General features: G+C 30.9%; 15 protein-coding genes, 1 tRNA gene and 1 rRNA gene. 1 reads left to right on the forward strand and 16 read right to left on the reverse strand.

Annotation, left to right across the window (positions count from 1 at the left end; translation table 11 throughout):
* Positions 1 to 9 precede the first annotated feature (9 nt).
* From OCU55_RS18680 to OCU55_RS18745, 14 genes are all read right to left on the reverse strand, one after another.
* Positions 10 to 1,470, reverse strand: a complete 1,461-nt coding sequence (locus OCU55_RS18680; RefSeq protein WP_261853808.1) for a lipopolysaccharide biosynthesis protein — start codon at positions 1,468 to 1,470, stop codon at positions 10 to 12.
* 164 nt (positions 1,471 to 1,634) lie between these two features.
* The gene (locus tag OCU55_RS18685) at positions 1,635 to 2,954 is read right to left on the reverse strand and encodes a nucleotide sugar dehydrogenase (RefSeq protein WP_261853809.1); all 1,320 of its coding nucleotides are present in this window, start codon (positions 2,952 to 2,954) and stop codon (positions 1,635 to 1,637) included.
* A 4-nt stretch (positions 2,955 to 2,958) separates the two neighbouring features.
* The gene (locus OCU55_RS18690) at positions 2,959 to 3,543 is read right to left on the reverse strand and encodes an acyltransferase (RefSeq protein ID WP_261853810.1); all 585 of its coding nucleotides are present in this window, start codon (positions 3,541 to 3,543) and stop codon (positions 2,959 to 2,961) included.
* A 5-nt stretch (positions 3,544 to 3,548) separates the two neighbouring features.
* Positions 3,549 to 4,742: a DegT/DnrJ/EryC1/StrS family aminotransferase gene (locus tag OCU55_RS18695; RefSeq protein ID WP_261853811.1), complete on the reverse strand. Its 1,194-nt coding sequence runs from the start codon at positions 4,740 to 4,742 to the stop codon at positions 3,549 to 3,551.
* Entirely contained in the window at positions 4,705 to 5,871 is a 1,167-nt protein-coding gene (locus OCU55_RS18700; protein WP_261853812.1) for a glycosyltransferase family protein, read from the reverse strand. Before OCU55_RS18700 ends, OCU55_RS18695 begins: the two co-directional genes overlap by 38 nt.
* Before the next feature lie 26 nt (positions 5,872 to 5,897).
* Positions 5,898 to 6,992, reverse strand: a complete 1,095-nt coding sequence (locus tag OCU55_RS18705) for a LegC family aminotransferase (RefSeq protein WP_261853813.1) — start codon at positions 6,990 to 6,992, stop codon at positions 5,898 to 5,900.
* Between the two features lie 18 nt (positions 6,993 to 7,010).
* Complete coding sequence (locus OCU55_RS18710) at positions 7,011 to 8,003, reverse strand: NAD-dependent 4,6-dehydratase LegB (RefSeq protein ID WP_261853814.1); 993 nt, start codon at positions 8,001 to 8,003, stop codon at positions 7,011 to 7,013.
* A 56-nt stretch (positions 8,004 to 8,059) separates the two neighbouring features.
* Positions 8,060 to 9,103, reverse strand: coding sequence for a nucleotidyltransferase family protein (locus OCU55_RS18715; RefSeq protein ID WP_261853815.1), 1,044 nt, complete (start codon positions 9,101 to 9,103; stop codon positions 8,060 to 8,062).
* 23 nt (positions 9,104 to 9,126) lie between these two features.
* Complete coding sequence (locus tag OCU55_RS18720; RefSeq protein ID WP_261853816.1) at positions 9,127 to 10,149, reverse strand: lipid II:glycine glycyltransferase FemX; 1,023 nt, start codon at positions 10,147 to 10,149, stop codon at positions 9,127 to 9,129.
* Positions 10,150 to 10,165: 16 nt separating this feature from the next.
* Positions 10,166 to 11,233 (reverse strand): DegT/DnrJ/EryC1/StrS family aminotransferase, encoded by a 1,068-nt coding sequence (locus OCU55_RS18725; RefSeq protein ID WP_261853817.1) that lies wholly within the window; start codon positions 11,231 to 11,233, stop codon positions 10,166 to 10,168.
* Positions 11,234 to 11,237: 4 nt separating this feature from the next.
* The gene (gene neuC / locus OCU55_RS18730) at positions 11,238 to 12,395 is read right to left on the reverse strand and encodes a UDP-N-acetylglucosamine 2-epimerase (protein WP_261853818.1); all 1,158 of its coding nucleotides are present in this window, start codon (positions 12,393 to 12,395) and stop codon (positions 11,238 to 11,240) included.
* Between the two features lie 28 nt (positions 12,396 to 12,423).
* On the reverse strand, positions 12,424 to 13,428 hold the full coding sequence (gene neuB / locus OCU55_RS18735) for an N-acetylneuraminate synthase (protein WP_261853819.1): 1,005 nt from the start codon (positions 13,426 to 13,428) through the stop codon (positions 12,424 to 12,426).
* 35 nt (positions 13,429 to 13,463) lie between these two features.
* On the reverse strand, positions 13,464 to 14,174 hold the full coding sequence (locus OCU55_RS18740; protein ID WP_261853820.1) for an acylneuraminate cytidylyltransferase family protein: 711 nt from the start codon (positions 14,172 to 14,174) through the stop codon (positions 13,464 to 13,466).
* Positions 14,175 to 14,337: 163 nt separating this feature from the next.
* A complete protein-coding gene (locus tag OCU55_RS18745; protein WP_261853821.1) occupies positions 14,338 to 15,084 on the reverse strand; it encodes a peptidylprolyl isomerase in 747 nt (248 codons plus the stop codon).
* Positions 15,085 to 15,434: 350 nt separating this feature from the next.
* Here OCU55_RS18745 and OCU55_RS18750 point away from each other — a divergent pair, with 350 nt between their 5' ends.
* Positions 15,435 to 15,893: a peroxiredoxin gene (locus OCU55_RS18750; protein WP_261853822.1), complete on the forward strand. Its 459-nt coding sequence runs from the start codon at positions 15,435 to 15,437 to the stop codon at positions 15,891 to 15,893.
* 153 nt (positions 15,894 to 16,046) lie between these two features.
* Here OCU55_RS18750 and OCU55_RS18755 read toward each other — a convergent pair.
* Both OCU55_RS18755 and rrf read right to left on the reverse strand, forming a co-directional pair.
* Positions 16,047 to 16,122: transfer RNA gene (locus OCU55_RS18755), tRNA-Phe, on the reverse strand.
* A 6-nt stretch (positions 16,123 to 16,128) separates the two neighbouring features.
* Positions 16,129 to 16,246, reverse strand: a 5S ribosomal RNA gene (gene rrf / locus OCU55_RS18760).
* Positions 16,247 to 16,277: the final 31 nt, after the last annotated feature.

Genomic DNA, 16,277 nt, shown 5'->3' on the forward strand with positions numbered 1-16,277 from the left:
ACATCCACCTTACTTAGTTTTTGATACGAAACTCTTTAGCTTTTTTATTAATAGATTTACTTCTTTTTTATATAGCACCGAAAGAAAAGCAATTACAACTATAGCTATTAATAATTTAATCAAGAAAAAGTATATAAATGAAAAGCTTCCTTCCAAGAAACAAAAAGATGAAACTATCATAAATAAGAAAGTTATTAAATATAATTTAACATAATTAAAACCTATCTTTTCTATGAATGATGATATTATAAGTATTAGTACACTTGCCATAAACATTGATATTAAACTAGCAGCGGCTGACCCAACAGTTCCATACTTAGGTATTAGTAAATAGTTTAAAACAGAATTGGCAATGGCACTAAATATAGTTCCTATTGAAACAAACTTAGTTCCCTTTTTATTATAAAATAGTGGATTAACAAAAAAATAGTATAATCCATTAAAAACAAATGCAAATGTAATTACTGGAACTACCTTCCACCCATCTCCAAATTCAAACTTTTTACTTATTAAAATATTTATCACTTCTTGTCCAAAAAGTGATATCAACATAGCCAAAAGCCCATAAGCTACGACAACATATTCAGTAAATTTTACGACGACTTTCTTTCCTTCCTTCCCACTGTTCATCTTATCAAAAAACCAAGGAACATAGGCCTGGTTAACAGCTGTGGTAAGTATATTCATGATATTACCAAACTGAAAGGCTATATTGTACGATCCTGCTGCTTCTGTAGATTGCATCTTATTTAAGAACAGTCTATCTATCATTGAGATCATCCATCCTGAAAGTGAATGCGGTATCAATGGTAGTGAGTATCTCAGTGATTGTTTCAAATATATCTTATTTATTTTCAATTTAACTTTTGGTATAAAATTTATTAAAGTATATACAAAAAATATTATATCTGTAGTAGCTAAACCTAATAGAACTCCTGCAGCTCCTAATTTAAAGCCTACCACATATGTAATTGTCAAAAGTAAATTTATAGTGAAATAGCTCAAATTATTTAAGCCATATTGTTTTCCATTTTGTTCTGCCTGTAAAGTACTCTGAAATATATTATAAATTGGATTAAGAGTTATAGAAATAAGTGCAATTGCAAAATAAGGGAAAAAGCTTATGCCATCTACAAAAGGCGAAATTATGTATCTATGAAATGCAAATATTATAATACTCATAAATATGCTATTCATTGAAACAAATAATATATTTGTTCCCCAGAATTCTTTTAATTTTTCCTTGTCATCTTTATAATCAAAATAATATCTCGAAATAGCTCCATTTAACGATAACATATAAAAAACAGTAAGTAGACTAACAACAGCTTGAACTACACCAGTTATTCCATAATCAGTCTTAGTTAAATACGAAGTATAAACAGGTAAAAGAAATAACCCTATACATTTTTGTAATATAGATACGACTGTATATATCCCTGAATTTGCAAGCATCTTTTTAGTTGACATATATTTCTCCTTTATGTTTTAATAGGATATCTTTAGCGATATCCTATTATATATGGATGTACCACTTCATAATAAACTTTATATTTTCTAATATGACTCTCAGATCATAGAGGCATTTTGAAAATAGTTTTCAGGTTGAAGTGATACATCTTTAGAAATTAATTTTAAAGTAATACAATATTTTCTTTGTTTTCTACATTCTTAGTTGCGTTTTTTGTATCAAATATGACCTTAGCATTTTTTTGTACATAATTATAATCCATATTTGTATGCATAGTAGTTATAACTACTATATCTGCATCTCTTAAGACCGTCTCTGTTAAATCGGCTATACCTTGATGTTCAACACCCTTATACTTATAAGAAGATACATAAGGATCATAGAATGATATATCAGCACCTTCATTTTGGAAGTTTTCTATAACCTTTAATGCAGGGCTTTCTCTGTAATCATCAATATCTTGTTTATAAGCTACTCCAAGAATTAAAACCTTAGAGCCATTTATAGGTTTCTTATATTTATTTAGTATCTTTCCAGCTCTCTCTATTACATACTGAGGCATATAATTGTTTATCTCACCTGATGTCTCTATAAGTTTAGTATGATAGTCATATTCCCTAGCTTTCCAAGTAAGATAATATGGATCTAATGGTATACAATGCCCGCCAAGCCCTGGACCTGGATAAAATGCTTGAAAACCATATGGTTTTGTCTTAGCAGCATCAATAACTTCCCATACGCTTATACCCATCTTCTCACAAATAATAGCCATCTCATTAGCTAATCCAATATTAATATTTCTATAGGTATTTTCTAGAATCTTTTCCATCTCAGCAACTGCTGGACTAGATACTTCTAAAATTTCACTTTCAAGTACATTTCTATACATAGCTGCTGCTACTTCTGTACTATCTTTTCCAACACCACCTACTACTTTAGGAGTATTCTTTGTCTTATACAACAAATTACCTGGATCTACTCTTTCTGGAGAAAATGCTAAATAGAAGTCCTTACCACACTTCAAGCCTGACTTACTTTCTAGTATCGGCAATAGCAATTCTTCTGTAGTTCCAGGATATGTAGTACTCTCTAATACCACAACCATACCTTCATGAAGGTATTCTGCTACTGCTTCTGTTGATGCTTTTACATAGCTTATATCAGGTTGTTGATACGCATCTAATGGTGTAGGAACACAAATAGCTACAAAATCTACATCTTTTACAAAAGAAAAATCAGTTGTTGCTGTTAATATTCCACTCTTAACAACATTACTAAGATCAGAATCAACAACATCACCTATATAATTAACTCCACTATTAACAAGCTCTACTTTATTTGCTTGTACATCAAATCCTATTGTTTTATATCCAGCCTTTGCTTTTTCAACCGCTAATGGTAAACCAACATAGCCTAAACCAATAACTCCTACAATAGCAGTCTTCTCATTTATCTTTTTAAGTAATTCTTCTTTAACGCTCATAAAATTATTCTCCCCTCGCAGATACGGTCCAATCGTTTATTATATAATCTTTTCCACAAGCTTCACATGTACATTGATTAAGTTTATCAAAATATATTCTTTCACCGCACTGGCAAACATGTCCTATTATTCGTGCAGGATTTCCAACAACTAAAGCATAATCAGGTATATCTTTAGTAACAACAGTACCAGCTCCAACTAATGCATATCTTCCTATGTTATTGCCACAAACAATTGTGGCATTGGCACCTATACTGGCCCCCTTAGAAATTCTAGTCTCTTTATACTCACTTTTTCTTTCAATAAAACTTCTAGGATTTACTACATTAGTGAATACACAGGATGGACCTAAAAACACATCATCTTCACATATTACCCCTGTATAAACAGAAACATTATTTTGTATTTTTACTCCATTTCCTAATACTACCCCAGGAGATATAACAACATTTTGGCCTATATTACACCTTTCACCTATAATACAATCTTTCATTATATGCGAAAAATGCCATATCTTTGTCCCATCGCCAACCTTGGAAGGTTCGTCTAAGTATGAAGATTCATGAATAAAATAATCTCCTTTACTCATTTAAATTACCTCCCTATAAAGTCATTAATTGCATCTACTATATAATGTTTTTGCTCTAATGTTAATTCGGCATACATTGGTATCGCAAAGGTTCTTTTAGAAAGGTATTCAGTGTTAGGAAAATCTCCATTTTTATAACCTAACTCTATATAGACCTTTTGCAAATGTAGCGGTACTGGATAGTACACCCCTGTTGCAATCCCTTTATCTTTCAGATATTCTAAAAATACTTCTCTATGATCCGATTGTAGTATATACATGTGATATACATGTCGTCTTCCTTCAGCTTCTGTTGGCTTCACTAGAGATTCATTTTTTATATTTTCATTATAGAATCTTGCATTATCTCTTCTTTTGTCATTCCATTTATCAATCTCTTTAAGTTTTACTCTCAAAATAGCAGCTTGCATAGCATCCAGTCTTGAGTTATGTCCTATTAGATAATTGTAATACTTTAATGGATTATATACAGTATCATTACCACTATTACTTACATCCAATTTTTCATTAGTTCCATTTATTAGATTATAAGCTTTTTGACCATTCTCTCCACTACCATGAGTTCTTAATGCCTTAGCTAATGTAGCTATGTTATCATTATTAGTTACTATCATTCCTCCATCACCAGCACAACCTAAGTTTTTAGTTGGAAAGAATGAAAAACAAGCTACATCACCTAAAACTCCTACTTTTTCACCTTTATACTTGGCTCCAATTGCTTGACAAGCGTCCTCTATTACATATAAATTATATCTTTTTGCAATTTCTAATACTTCATCCATATCAGCTGGTTGTCCAAATATATGAACTGGCATTATTGCTTTTGTGTTTTTAGTTATCTTATCTTCAATTTTTTTTACATCTATATTAAAAGTATCTAAATTAACATCCACAAATACTGGAATAGCTCCTATTGCAGATATGCTTTCTGCTGTAGAAAAAAAGGTAAATGGTGTTGTGATTACCTCGTCTCCTTCTTTTATTCCCAATGCTTTCATTGCGATTACCAATGCATCTGTTCCATTACCTACAGATATCGCATTTTTAACCCCTAAATAGTCAGAGAACTCTTTCTCAAATTTATTTACATTCTCTCCCATTATATAATTAGTTGATGCTAATACATCTAGTACAACACTATTTAATTGATCTGATATTGTGTTATACTGAGCCTTTAAATCTATCAGTGATATTTCCATCAATATTACTCCTTAATGTGTTACTAGTATCAATATCATAGATACTGTTTATAAAATAATTTAGTTGTTCTATCTTTTTCAACCATAACAAATCTTCTGTAGCATACTGACTTATATTTCCTTTTACTCTACTTTCATTTGTTCGTTTATAAAATTGTTCTATACTTGTAAAATCTAAGTCTGTATCATCATTTGCAAATTTTAACACAAAATATTCTGAATCAGTAATATCTACATCGTCGTAAGCAATTATTACAGGAAGCCCTTTTGCAATATAATGTCTTACTTTAAGTGGGGCAGCTTCTTTCATTTCCTTTGTGTAAAGAGCTAAAGTCCCAACCCCAATGTCAGATATACTAAACAAATCATCTAACTTTTGCTTATCGTTTACTACTCCATAAAATTTGATTTGGTCATTTCCTGCTCCAAACCTATCTTCTTCACCCACTATATGGATTACAAATTTGTCCTTGTTAGGTGCATTGTTAAAAGATCTTATCAATCTTTCTGTTCCATGCCATGGAAGACCTGGAGAAATAACAAATATCAAATTAATTTTATTATTGATATCTTTCTTTTCAGCAAATCCTAAATCTTCTTTAAGAATACCGTTACCAAGTATAAATCCAGGCTTATTATTATATCTAACTTCATTTTTATACAATTCATTAGTTATGCACACAAAAGCTTTTATAGATTTATAATAGCTTCGCTTCAATATAGCCTCTAAAATATATCTTTTTTTATTAGTTACTTTATTTTCTTCAATTACATTAGACTGTACTTCTACAAAAACAGGTGCTATTTTAGAGAGTTTATCGAAGAAATTTAATATAGCACCCCTATCTCTAAAATATATTACATCTGGCTTTTCATTTTTAGCCGCATCTATAACCATTTTATTTAATTTCCTACCAGAAGTAATCTTATTTAATACACCATTGTTATTATCATTTAAAGATATAAAATCTGCATCACTCTTGGGAAATTCAATAGGTGATGTATGAAATACAATCAATTTCACTTCATGTCCAAGTTTTTCAAAGCATTCTTTTTCATGCAATATTTTTTTATAAGCACCGTGCTGACTTTTATCACCATTGGAATTGACCAAATATAAGATTTTCATATTGTCCCCCAACATTAAGCTATATTCTATTTTTTTATAACGCTACATACCATTTCAATCTGTTCCTTAGTAAGCCCAACAGAACTTGGAAGGTTTATTCCTCTAGCATATAATTCATTAGTTACCGTAAGATCTCCATGCTTACATTCCTTATATGGAGGCATGTCATGAATAGGCATAAAGAATGGTCTTGATTCAATACCATTTTCACTCAATACCTTAATTAATTCATCCCTTGTTAATTTATAATCATCTTCAATTAAAGCTGAATATAGCCAGAAGCAGTTTTCAGCCCATTCCTTTTCTACTGGAACAGTTATTCCTTTAACAGCTGTTAATAGCTCATTGTAATAAGAAGCATTATCTCTTTTCACTTTTATATATTCATCAATTTGCTCTAATTGTGCAACCCCAAAGGCAGCAAGTAGATTTGGCATTCTAAAATTGTAGCCAACTTCTGGATGATAAAAAGCTTTATTTTCTAAAGTAACCTTAGTTTGATTAGATAAGAATTTAGCCCTTTCTCCTAATGCCTCATCATTTGTTACTAGCATTCCGCCAGCTCCAGTAGTTATAAGTTTATTCCCATTAAAGCTAAAACATCCTACATGTCCTAATGTTCCAACCATTTTATCTTTATACTTAGATCCTAAAGCTTCTGTAGCATCTTCTATAACATATAAATTATGCTTTTCAGCTATTTTCATTAGACTATCCATATCTACAGGATGACCATATATGTGAACTGGCAATATAGCTTTTGTTTTGTCTGTTATAAGTTCTTCTACTTTTTCAACATCAAGAACATAAGTATCCCTGTTAACATCTACAAACACTGGATTAGCCCCAACATATTTTATTGCATTTACTGGTGAAATAAATGTCATTGAAGGAACTATAACCTCATCTCCTTCACCAATTCCTAACGCTATTAAAGCTAACTGAATAGCTGCTGTCCCATTCATGGTGACTACAGCTCTTTTACTATCAACATACTCATTAAACTTTTTTTCAAACAAATCCACATAGCTTCCTACTGATGAAACCCATGATGTATCTATACATTCCTTGACATAATTCCACTCATTTCCCCTAATTTCAGGTATACACAATGGTATCATAAAATCGCCTCCAATTTATTAAACATTATAGATATCTGGTTTATAATGTTGAAGATTGTCTTTCATCCATTCTATTGTTTCTCTTAATCCACTTTCAATATCATACTTTGGTGCCCATCCAGTTAATTCTTTTATTTTTCTATTATCAGCCCAAAGTCTATTTACTTCACTATTTTTTGGTCTTAACCTTTGTTCATCACAAATTATCTTTACATCTTTTCCTATTATTTTAACAATTAAATCAATCGTATCTTTTATACTTATTTCATAGTTTGATCCTGCATTTATAACTTCCCCAACGGTATTATCACTTTCTGCAACCTTAACAAAAGCCTCTGCAGTATCTTTTACAAAGTTAAAATCTCTAGTTGGAGATAAATCCCCAAGCTTTATTTCACTCTTACCAGCTAATATCTGACTTATTATTGTAGGAATAACTGCTCTTGCTGATTGTCTTGGTCCATAAGTATTAAATGGACGTAATGTTGCCACTGGTGTGTTAAATGATTTATAAAAACTTTCAGCTATTTTATCTGCTCCAATTTTAGATGCTGAATAAGGAGATTGTCCTTGCATTGGATGTTTTTCATCGATTGGAACATATAATGCAGTACCATAAGTTTCACTAGTAGACGTATGCACAATTTTTTGTATATCATATTCTCTACAGGCTTCAAGCACATTGGTAGTTCCTTCAATATTAGTTCTTACGTAAGCCATAGGGGATTGATAAGAGTAAGGTATTGCAATTAATGCAGCTAGATGAAATACTATCTCGTTTCCTTTTATAATCCTCTTTATACCATCGTATTCTCTTATATCTCCAGTAACTACATTTATACTACTTTTTACATTTGAATCAAAAGTGTCTATCCATCCCCAGTTGTTAAAAGAGTTGTATTGTACAAGGGCTGTAACATCCGCGCCTAATTCTACAAGTCTCTCAGTTAAGTGACTACCTATAAATCCTTCTGCCCCTGTTACAATTACCTTTTTCCCCGCTATATTCATAACCTTTATCCATTCCTTCCTCAAAACGAAAACTAATCTAAACATATTTTATTATATCAAAAAAACTTTTTTATATCTTCATTTGCTTGGTAATAATCATTTAACTTACCAATATCCATCCAATATTCTTCGATAGGATAACTACCTACACTATAATTTTCCTTAGTTAATACATTTATTAAATCAGTTATATTATAAAACTCATCCTCAGGAATAAATTTTAATACTTGAGGACTTAAAGCATAAACTCCTCCACTAACCAAAAAGTTCACTATCGGTTTTTCTTCAAGAGAGGATACCTCAAGTTGATTTACATTAAGTACTCCATAAGGGATTTGTATTTCATAATTTCTAGCACCAATAGTCATATTAAAATTATTTTTTAGATGAAGTGCCATCATCTTATCAAAATTAAGATTAGTTAGTATATCTCCATTTATCACAAAAAAAGGCATATCAAGATATTGCTGTGCTAATTTTATAGCTCCGCCTGTACCTAGTCTTTTCTCTTCTCTTATGTATGTTATATCTACCCCGAAATCTTTTCCATCCCTGAAGTAATTTTCTATTACTTCGGATTTATAATTTACAGATAATAGAATATTTGTATAACCTTTAGCTTTAAATTGTTCTATTATTGTTTCTAGAATTGGTTTATCCCCAACCTTTAACATAGGTTTAGGTATATCGTCTGTTAATGGTCTGAGCCTTGTCCCTAAGCCTCCCGCCATGATAAGCACAGGATTTCTTTTTTCATTAATATACTGAAAATTATCAGGCTCTATAAAATCGACAACCACACCTTTTCTATTAAGAACAGGTATAAATCTTATTTTATATTCTGACATTATTTCGTTAGAATTTTCTTTTTCATCTTCATATACATACTTAAAATCTTTATTGTATATACTGTCAATAGTAGATCTAAGATTATCTCCTCTTATTAAAGCTCTTCTTATATCTCCATCTGTCACAGTTCCAAGCAATTTAAAATCCTCATCAACTACAAGAGCAATACCTTTTGCATTTTCATCTATAACGTTTAAAGTATGTATAATTGAAGAATATGGCTTTACAAAAAATTGTTCTATTTTATTCATATAATCACCTAAATGTATATTTTTTAATACCTATATTGTAAAAGCATTTTGCTTTTTTTCCCACTTCTTTCCTCCCATTTATCAATGAGAGTTTTATACACTACTGAATCATGTATTCTTTTTCCTATATAAAAATCGCATATATTCTTAGAAAATGATGACTTAAATTTGAAAAGTGGATCTTCAAGTGAATTACTTAACCCCCCACCTAAAAACATAAACCTATGTCCCAAATCCTTTCCTATCTTCATAGCTTCAAAGAGCATTATATTGTTAGGACTAAACTTTTGATACTCCTTTAAACTTCCGGCTAAATGATAGTGAAAATACTCTCCAAAGGACATAAAAATAGATGCGGCTACAATAGTATCTCCATACTCTACCCCCAATATCTTATATTCACTATTCATACTCATGAAATCAAAATAGTTATCATCAAAATAGTAGAACTCATCTGCTCCTATCCTAGTCATAGTGCTCATATACACATCCTGAAACACTTTCATATCTTTAATCTCTTTAACTGTCAAACCATTTTTTTCTGCTTTCCTTATAACATTCCTGTTCTTTGATGATACAGAATTTGTCCATAATTCTTCTATGCTCTGTTGTAAATCTATAAAAACGGTTTTCCTATTTTCTACAACATCTATATCTGCAGAAAATATATTATGATTTTTAATTAAAGGATGGAATCTTATAAATTCACATACTATTTTTCTTTCCTTGCAATACGATAAAAAGGCACCTTCTGCCCTTTCCATAAACTTATCATTAAATTCGTTAATTATAGGCCCACCATATCCATATGGAGTTTGTATATCATAATAATCTTCGTTCAAATCATATCCATCAATCTTATTTATTATATAAGGATAAAAAAACATTCTATCTTCCTCTTCATAATAAAAAGCTTCTGCACTTCCACTCTCCACTGTACAGCTTAAGTTAAAGTGCTTATATGAATAATAAATATCTCTAAGCTCTTCAGGAAATTTCTTTAATACATTATCCCAAGTCTCTTTATCAGTAATAATTCTAATCATAAAAACCACCCTATTGCTAATACTTATATTGTTCGATTAAACCTACTAATTCCCCTATAAGCCTATCCATATCAACTTTATCATATCTTTGATCAATAGGCAAAGTAAGAATCTTATCTGCTATATTATAGCTATCAGTAAAATCCTTAACCCAATATTCATTTCTTATATCCCAATGAACAGGACAATATATGTTTTTTCTCCTTAACTCTTTGCGTATAACATCTCTATTATTTACAAGTATAGGTAATCCTACTGGAATTGCTCCATCAGAATATTGAAAAAGTGACTTAACACCATGGTTATTCAATTCATTAATAAGATATATATAATTTTCCTGTCTTCTATCTTTAATGAACTCTATATCTAATCTATTAATTAAATCCAATGATTGCTTATCAATAAGCTGATATTCTTCTCTTTTATAATAACATTCCTCAGCACTATTGAAAATACCAAGAAATTCTTCCTCTTTTCCTATGCCAAAGCATTGGTATAAGGTTTTGCTCATTCTAGCCTTATACATTAAAGATAGATAATCATCAACCTCTTCTGTTTTTAACTTATCACTGCATCCAACTACTATACTTCCATCTATAGGAACAAATTTTCTTAGACTGTTAAAAACAAAATTACCAATAAACTTTTTAGATGGCTCTTTCCACAACATTTGTACCGCATCCTCAATTAAAATAATACCATCATTTTTAAATTTTTCTAATTGAGTTAGAGTATCATCATTGTGATAAAATCCAAAATAGTTAATGAAAAATATTGCTTTCACTTTGTTTTTATCAACGCACATACGTAGATAATCTAAGTCTATGGATAAATCTGAATTTATCTTATAAAACACTATATTTAAACGTTTCTTATTAAACCATTGAAGTATAGAAGGACATAAGTAAGCCGGTAATAACATAACCTCATCTTTTTCAAGGTTTATTTTGTCCAAAATAAACTTTATTGCTGATTGCCCACCACTTAATAAAGTTCCTTCAGTTTCAGATTTATTTTTGTTATTAAACTCATCAAGTTGGAACCAAAACTCTCCACCTATAGGTTTCATAGCATTATACTCCATAATTTTAACTCCATCTAAGTTTTTTCTTTATTAAATTTTCACCTAGCTCTATGGTTTTTAGTATCGTAACAATTTCATCACTAGTGTTTCCTTCACCGTATAAACTTCTGGTATCTTTCACAACTCTTATAAACTCATTACTAAAGCACTGATCTATAGCTCTTAATATTTCGTTGCTATCATAAGTAGTATCAATTATATTATTTGCCTTTAACCTTCCTTTTTGCCTATTACCAATATTAACAACAGGCTTCTTCATGAATGGCGCTTCAACTAATGCACTAGAAGAATTTCCTACAATTGCTCCACATAAGTTCATCACGCTTAAGTATCTAAGACTTCCAAGATTCTTGTGTAAGAACACCTTATCTGGATATTTATCCTTAAATGCTTCTATAGCCTCGATTATAATGTCTCCCCCATTGTCTGCATTAGGATATGTTATAATCATCTTTTTATCTACTTGACTCAATGCCTCAATCAAATTTGATATCTGTTCACCAACTTGATTTATCTCTAATGTAACTGGATGATATGTGATCAATATAGTATCTTCATCTACACAAACACCTAATTGTTTTTCTAATTCTTCTTGACTCATTAATTTGGTTAATTTTATATTTTCTATACCTGGATCACCAACATTAAAGACTCTCCAAGATTCTTCTCCCATAGCTTTTATGTTGTCTGCATAAACCTTTGCACCTGGAAAATGTATATGCGCCATCTTTGTTATTGAATGTCTTATTTGTTCATCCATAGCTCCTTCTGTTATCTCTCCACCTGATATATGAGCTATTGGAATATTCATTGCCATAGCAGCCGCTGCTGCTGAAAAAACTTCATATCTATCGCCCAATATTAATAATAAATCTGGGTTAACCTCGTCAAATACATCGGTGAGCTTATCAAGAGCTTTTGCCATCTCTTTTGCAGTTCTTACCTTTGAGTCAGTATCTTCTATCAATATATCTACACTTTTTGATATTTTAAATCCATCATTGATTATCTCTTCTACAGTTTTGCCATACTTTTCGCTAAGATGAGTTCCTGTTACTACTAAGGCTAGTTCTAAATCATTATCGTTCTCTATTTTAGCAATTATATTTTTTAGTAACCCATACTCAGCTCTAGTTCCTGTTACTACTGCGATCTTTCTCATTACTTTCACTCCATTTGGAATATATTTTTTATATATCATCTAATGTAATAAGTTGGTCTTCCTTAAGCGAATTCTTAAGTTTTCTACCTAAAACAAATTTAATGAATTCTGGTTTTAAACCAGTACCTGGTCTCTTAAATTCAATCATATTCTCTGTTAGTACCATCCCCGCCTCTAAGTCTCTTGAGGCTACAATACTTCTTCTTGCTGCTTCTATAGTTCTCTCTTCTTTCTTAGTTGGCTTCTTTATGCCATCTCCTAAAAGCTTTTCTGTAGTTCTAATTGCATAAACAAAACTCTTAAGTTCTTCTGGAGTCATAGAAGCTGCATGATCTGGTCCTTCCATGTTCTTATCTAATGTAAAATGTTTTTCTATTACAACAGCTCCTAATGCTACTGCCGCTACTGCTGCCTCATTCCCTAATGTATGATCTGAATAACCAACAGGAACTTTAAAAGCATCTTTCATTGTTATCATTGCTTTAAGATTTACATCCTCTGCCATTGTAGGATAATCTGTAGTTGCGTGCATTAAAGTTACTTCTCTATTTCCTTCAGAATATATAGTATTTATAGCTAATTCTACTTCACCTAGTGTACTCATTCCAGTTGATAAAATTATTGGTAACTTCTTTCTTGCTATTTCCTTTAAAAACTTCAGATTTGTTACTTCTGTAGATCCTATCTTAATAAGTGGAACTCCTATATCCGCCAAATAATCGAGGCTATCGGTCTCATCCGGAGTTGATATAAAAGTTATTTCTTTCTGAATGCAATAATCTCTAAGTTCCGTAAATTGATCATATGTAAGTTCTAACTTCTTTACCATATCATATTGTGATTCTGCGCTTCCAGTATTTTCTACTTGATACTCTGCTTTTTGTGCAAATTTTCCTATTATCTTTTCAGTTTTGAAAGTTTGAAACTTAACTGCATCTGCACCGGCGTATTTTGCAGCTTCTATTAGTCTTTTAGCCAAGTGTATATCTCCATTATGATTTACTCCTGCTTCAGCTATTATATATACTCCCATAAATAAATTCACTCCATTTACAAATTATTAGATATCTATTTAACAAGTTGTTCCTTTAATAGTAGTTCGGCCATCTTAAAATCAATTGCAGTATCTATATCTACTGATTTATTATTATCCATTATATATCCAGTAATATTATCTGGTTCTAAAGTTTTCTTCTCTAAGAATACTTCTGTATCCACTACATATACTGCACCATTTAGTCTGTACACTGGTGGTAAATCTTGTCTTCGTGTAATCTTTTTACCTTCATCTAAAAAATACTTCAACTTTCCATCCTCTAATACATTAGTCCAGTATGGATTACATTCCACTTCACATATTGAAACCGCCGCATCTGATTTTGTACTAAGCATTTTATCAATAGTTTCGTCAATATCCTGGTAATCTCTTAATGGCGAAGTACATTGTAGCAGACATATTATATCAGCCTTGTACCCCTGAGTTTTATTTAATTCACTTACTACATGTAATATAGCATCATTCGTTGGCGATAAATCAGTGGAAAGTTCGCTAGGTCTCAAAAATGGCACCTCTGCTCCATATTGCCTACTTATATCTGCAATTTCACTATCATCAGTACTAACTACTACTCTAGTTATATATTTGCTCTTCTTAGCGGCTTCAATTGTATAAGCTATAAGGGGCTTACCCAACAAACACTTAATATTCTTCTTAGGTACTCCCTTAGACCCTCCTCTAGCTGGTATTATCGCAAGAACTTCCAATTTTCCTTCATACATATTAACAACCTTCTCCTTTTTAACTCCTATTTAATAATTTTATTACAAACTTATATATTTATCTATAAAATACTTAAATTATATATTTTTCTCTACAATAAAAAAGAAGCAGTAATACTTTACCGCTTCTTTAATTCAAATTAACATTTTAATTCTTAATATTTTACTTTCTTTCAACACCATATTTAGCAGCTAATTCTTGAACAAAATCAAGATACTTTCTCTCTTGTCTTTGTTGAATTAATTCATTTACTACATCCTTCTTTACTTCATCAAAGCTTTTAACAACAGCTGAGTTCTTTGAAGCTACCTTTATTAAATGGAATCCAAATTGAGTTTTTACTGGTTCACTTACTTCCCCTACAGGTAAATTAAATGCTGCTTCTTCAAACTCTGGAACCATCATTCCCTTTGAGAATGCTCCTAAATCTCCACCTTGTTCGCTTGAAGGGCAAGTTGAATATTCTGATGCTGATTGTTCAAAAGATTTCTTTCCAGAAAGTATATCTTCTCTTATTTCCTTCAATTTATCTTCAGAATCTAAAAGTATATGCTTAGCCGAAACAGTCTCTGGTTCCATATAAGCTTCCTTATTATCTTCATAATACTTAAGTGCTTCTTCATCAGTTACTGTCACTTCTGAAAGCACTTTATTTATTATTATCTGAGTCAATATATCCTTCTTAACTTTTTCCATTTGACTTAAAAATTCTTGTGATTTATCAAATTCATTATCTACCCCGAATTTATATAACAATTCAAAGCTTATAACTTGCTCTAATAATTGTTTTCTGCCCATTTCACTTGCGAAAACCCCTCTTCTATTTTCAGGGTATCTTTCTATAACATCCATTAGATCTTTTTCAGTTATTTCATTTCCGCCAACTACAGCTAATATATTCTTATCCATAAATAATCTCCTTTTCTGAGTAAAATCTTAATCTTTATAATCATATCACAAATAGGTTAATATTCATATTTTTTATTGCTAGTCACCTTGACATATAAATTCTCTCTAAGTAAATCTCCATTGTAGCTTACATTCTATAAAAACTTGTAATAAAACTATTGAAATCTCTAAGTTTAATTGGTATAAAAATTTTGTACTTTTCTGTACCTCTATATAACTAACCAACTCACAAATGTAATTATAATCACTGATTTTACACAGAACTTCTATATTATGTAATTACATTGTTGATATATAATAATAATTATTATATAATAATTACAAACACTATTTGGAGGTGCTATATAACAATGGAATTAAATACATTGGCTCAAGACTTTTCTATCGCAGGTTCCGATGGAAATATTCATAAATTAAGTGATTATAGGGGTAAGAAAGTAATATTGTATTTTTATCCTAAAGATAATACACCTGGCTGCACAAATGAAGCTTGTGATTTTAGAGATAATTATCAGCAAATTTCAGACTATAATGCTATAGTTTTAGGAATTTCTAGAGATTCCTTAGCTTCTCATGATAAATTCATAACTAAATTAGGATTACCATTTATATTATTAAGTGATGAAAATCAAGAAGTATGTAACATATATGATGTTATAAAAGAAAAGAATATGTATGGCAAGAAGTCCCTTGGAATTGAAAGAAGCACTTTTATAATTGACGAAAATGGGATCCTAGTAAAAGAATTCAGAAAAGTTAAGGTTAAAGATCACATAAGCGAAGTATTAGAAATATTAAAAAATATGTAAGATATATATCTATATACTTATGTTACATGTATATAATTAAAGGCTAAGAATTAAATCAATTCTTAGCCTTTGAACTCTCTATTTTTAGTTAGATTGAAAACTTTATAATTTCCTTTAACAATAAAGAAAGCATAGTACTAAGTACTATGCTTTTGGTGGCCAGACCAGGAATCGAACCAGGGACACGAGGATTTTCAGTCCTCTGCTCTACCGACTGAGCTATCTAGCCACATTTACCTAGCGACCACCTACTCTCCCACACAGTCGCCCGTGCAGTACCATCAGCCGTCTAAGTCTTAACCTTCGTGTTCGGTATGGGTACGGGTGTAACCCTTAGACGCATCATCACTAGATATTGAAAGATTATTCTTTCAAAATTGCACT

The organism is Clostridium folliculivorans, assembly GCF_024341905.1.
In the GTDB taxonomy this organism is placed as follows: Bacteria; Bacillota; Clostridia; order Clostridiales; family Clostridiaceae; genus Clostridium_AR; species Clostridium_AR folliculivorans.

Coding starts and splice junctions, on each gene's coding strand:
- neuB (WP_261853819.1), bottom strand. CDS start 13,428: ATGGGAGTATATATAATAGCTGAAGCAGGAGTAAATCATAATGGAGAT.
- OCU55_RS18710 (WP_261853814.1), bottom strand. CDS start 8,003: ATGAATATAGCGGGGAAAAAGGTAATTGTAACAGGGGCAGAAGGATTT.
- OCU55_RS18680 (WP_261853808.1), bottom strand. CDS start 1,470: ATGTCAACTAAAAAGATGCTTGCAAATTCAGGGATATATACAGTCGTA.
- OCU55_RS18685 (WP_261853809.1), bottom strand. CDS start 2,954: ATGAGCGTTAAAGAAGAATTACTTAAAAAGATAAATGAGAAGACTGCT.
- neuC (WP_261853818.1), bottom strand. CDS start 12,395: ATGAGAAAGATCGCAGTAGTAACAGGAACTAGAGCTGAGTATGGGTTA.
- OCU55_RS18725 (WP_261853817.1), bottom strand. CDS start 11,233: ATGGAGTATAATGCTATGAAACCTATAGGTGGAGAGTTTTGGTTCCAA.
- OCU55_RS18700 (WP_261853812.1), bottom strand. CDS start 5,871: ATGAAAATCTTATATTTGGTCAATTCCAATGGTGATAAAAGTCAGCAC.
- OCU55_RS18740 (WP_261853820.1), bottom strand. CDS start 14,174: ATGTATGAAGGAAAATTGGAAGTTCTTGCGATAATACCAGCTAGAGGA.
- OCU55_RS18705 (WP_261853813.1), bottom strand. CDS start 6,992: ATGATACCATTGTGTATACCTGAAATTAGGGGAAATGAGTGGAATTAT.
- OCU55_RS18750 (WP_261853822.1), top strand. CDS start 15,435: ATGGAATTAAATACATTGGCTCAAGACTTTTCTATCGCAGGTTCCGAT.
- OCU55_RS18745 (WP_261853821.1), bottom strand. CDS start 15,084: ATGGATAAGAATATATTAGCTGTAGTTGGCGGAAATGAAATAACTGAA.
- OCU55_RS18695 (WP_261853811.1), bottom strand. CDS start 4,742: ATGGAAATATCACTGATAGATTTAAAGGCTCAGTATAACACAATATCA.
- OCU55_RS18715 (WP_261853815.1), bottom strand. CDS start 9,103: ATGAATAAAATAGAACAATTTTTTGTAAAGCCATATTCTTCAATTATA.
- OCU55_RS18720 (WP_261853816.1), bottom strand. CDS start 10,149: ATGATTAGAATTATTACTGATAAAGAGACTTGGGATAATGTATTAAAG.
- OCU55_RS18690 (WP_261853810.1), bottom strand. CDS start 3,543: ATGAGTAAAGGAGATTATTTTATTCATGAATCTTCATACTTAGACGAA.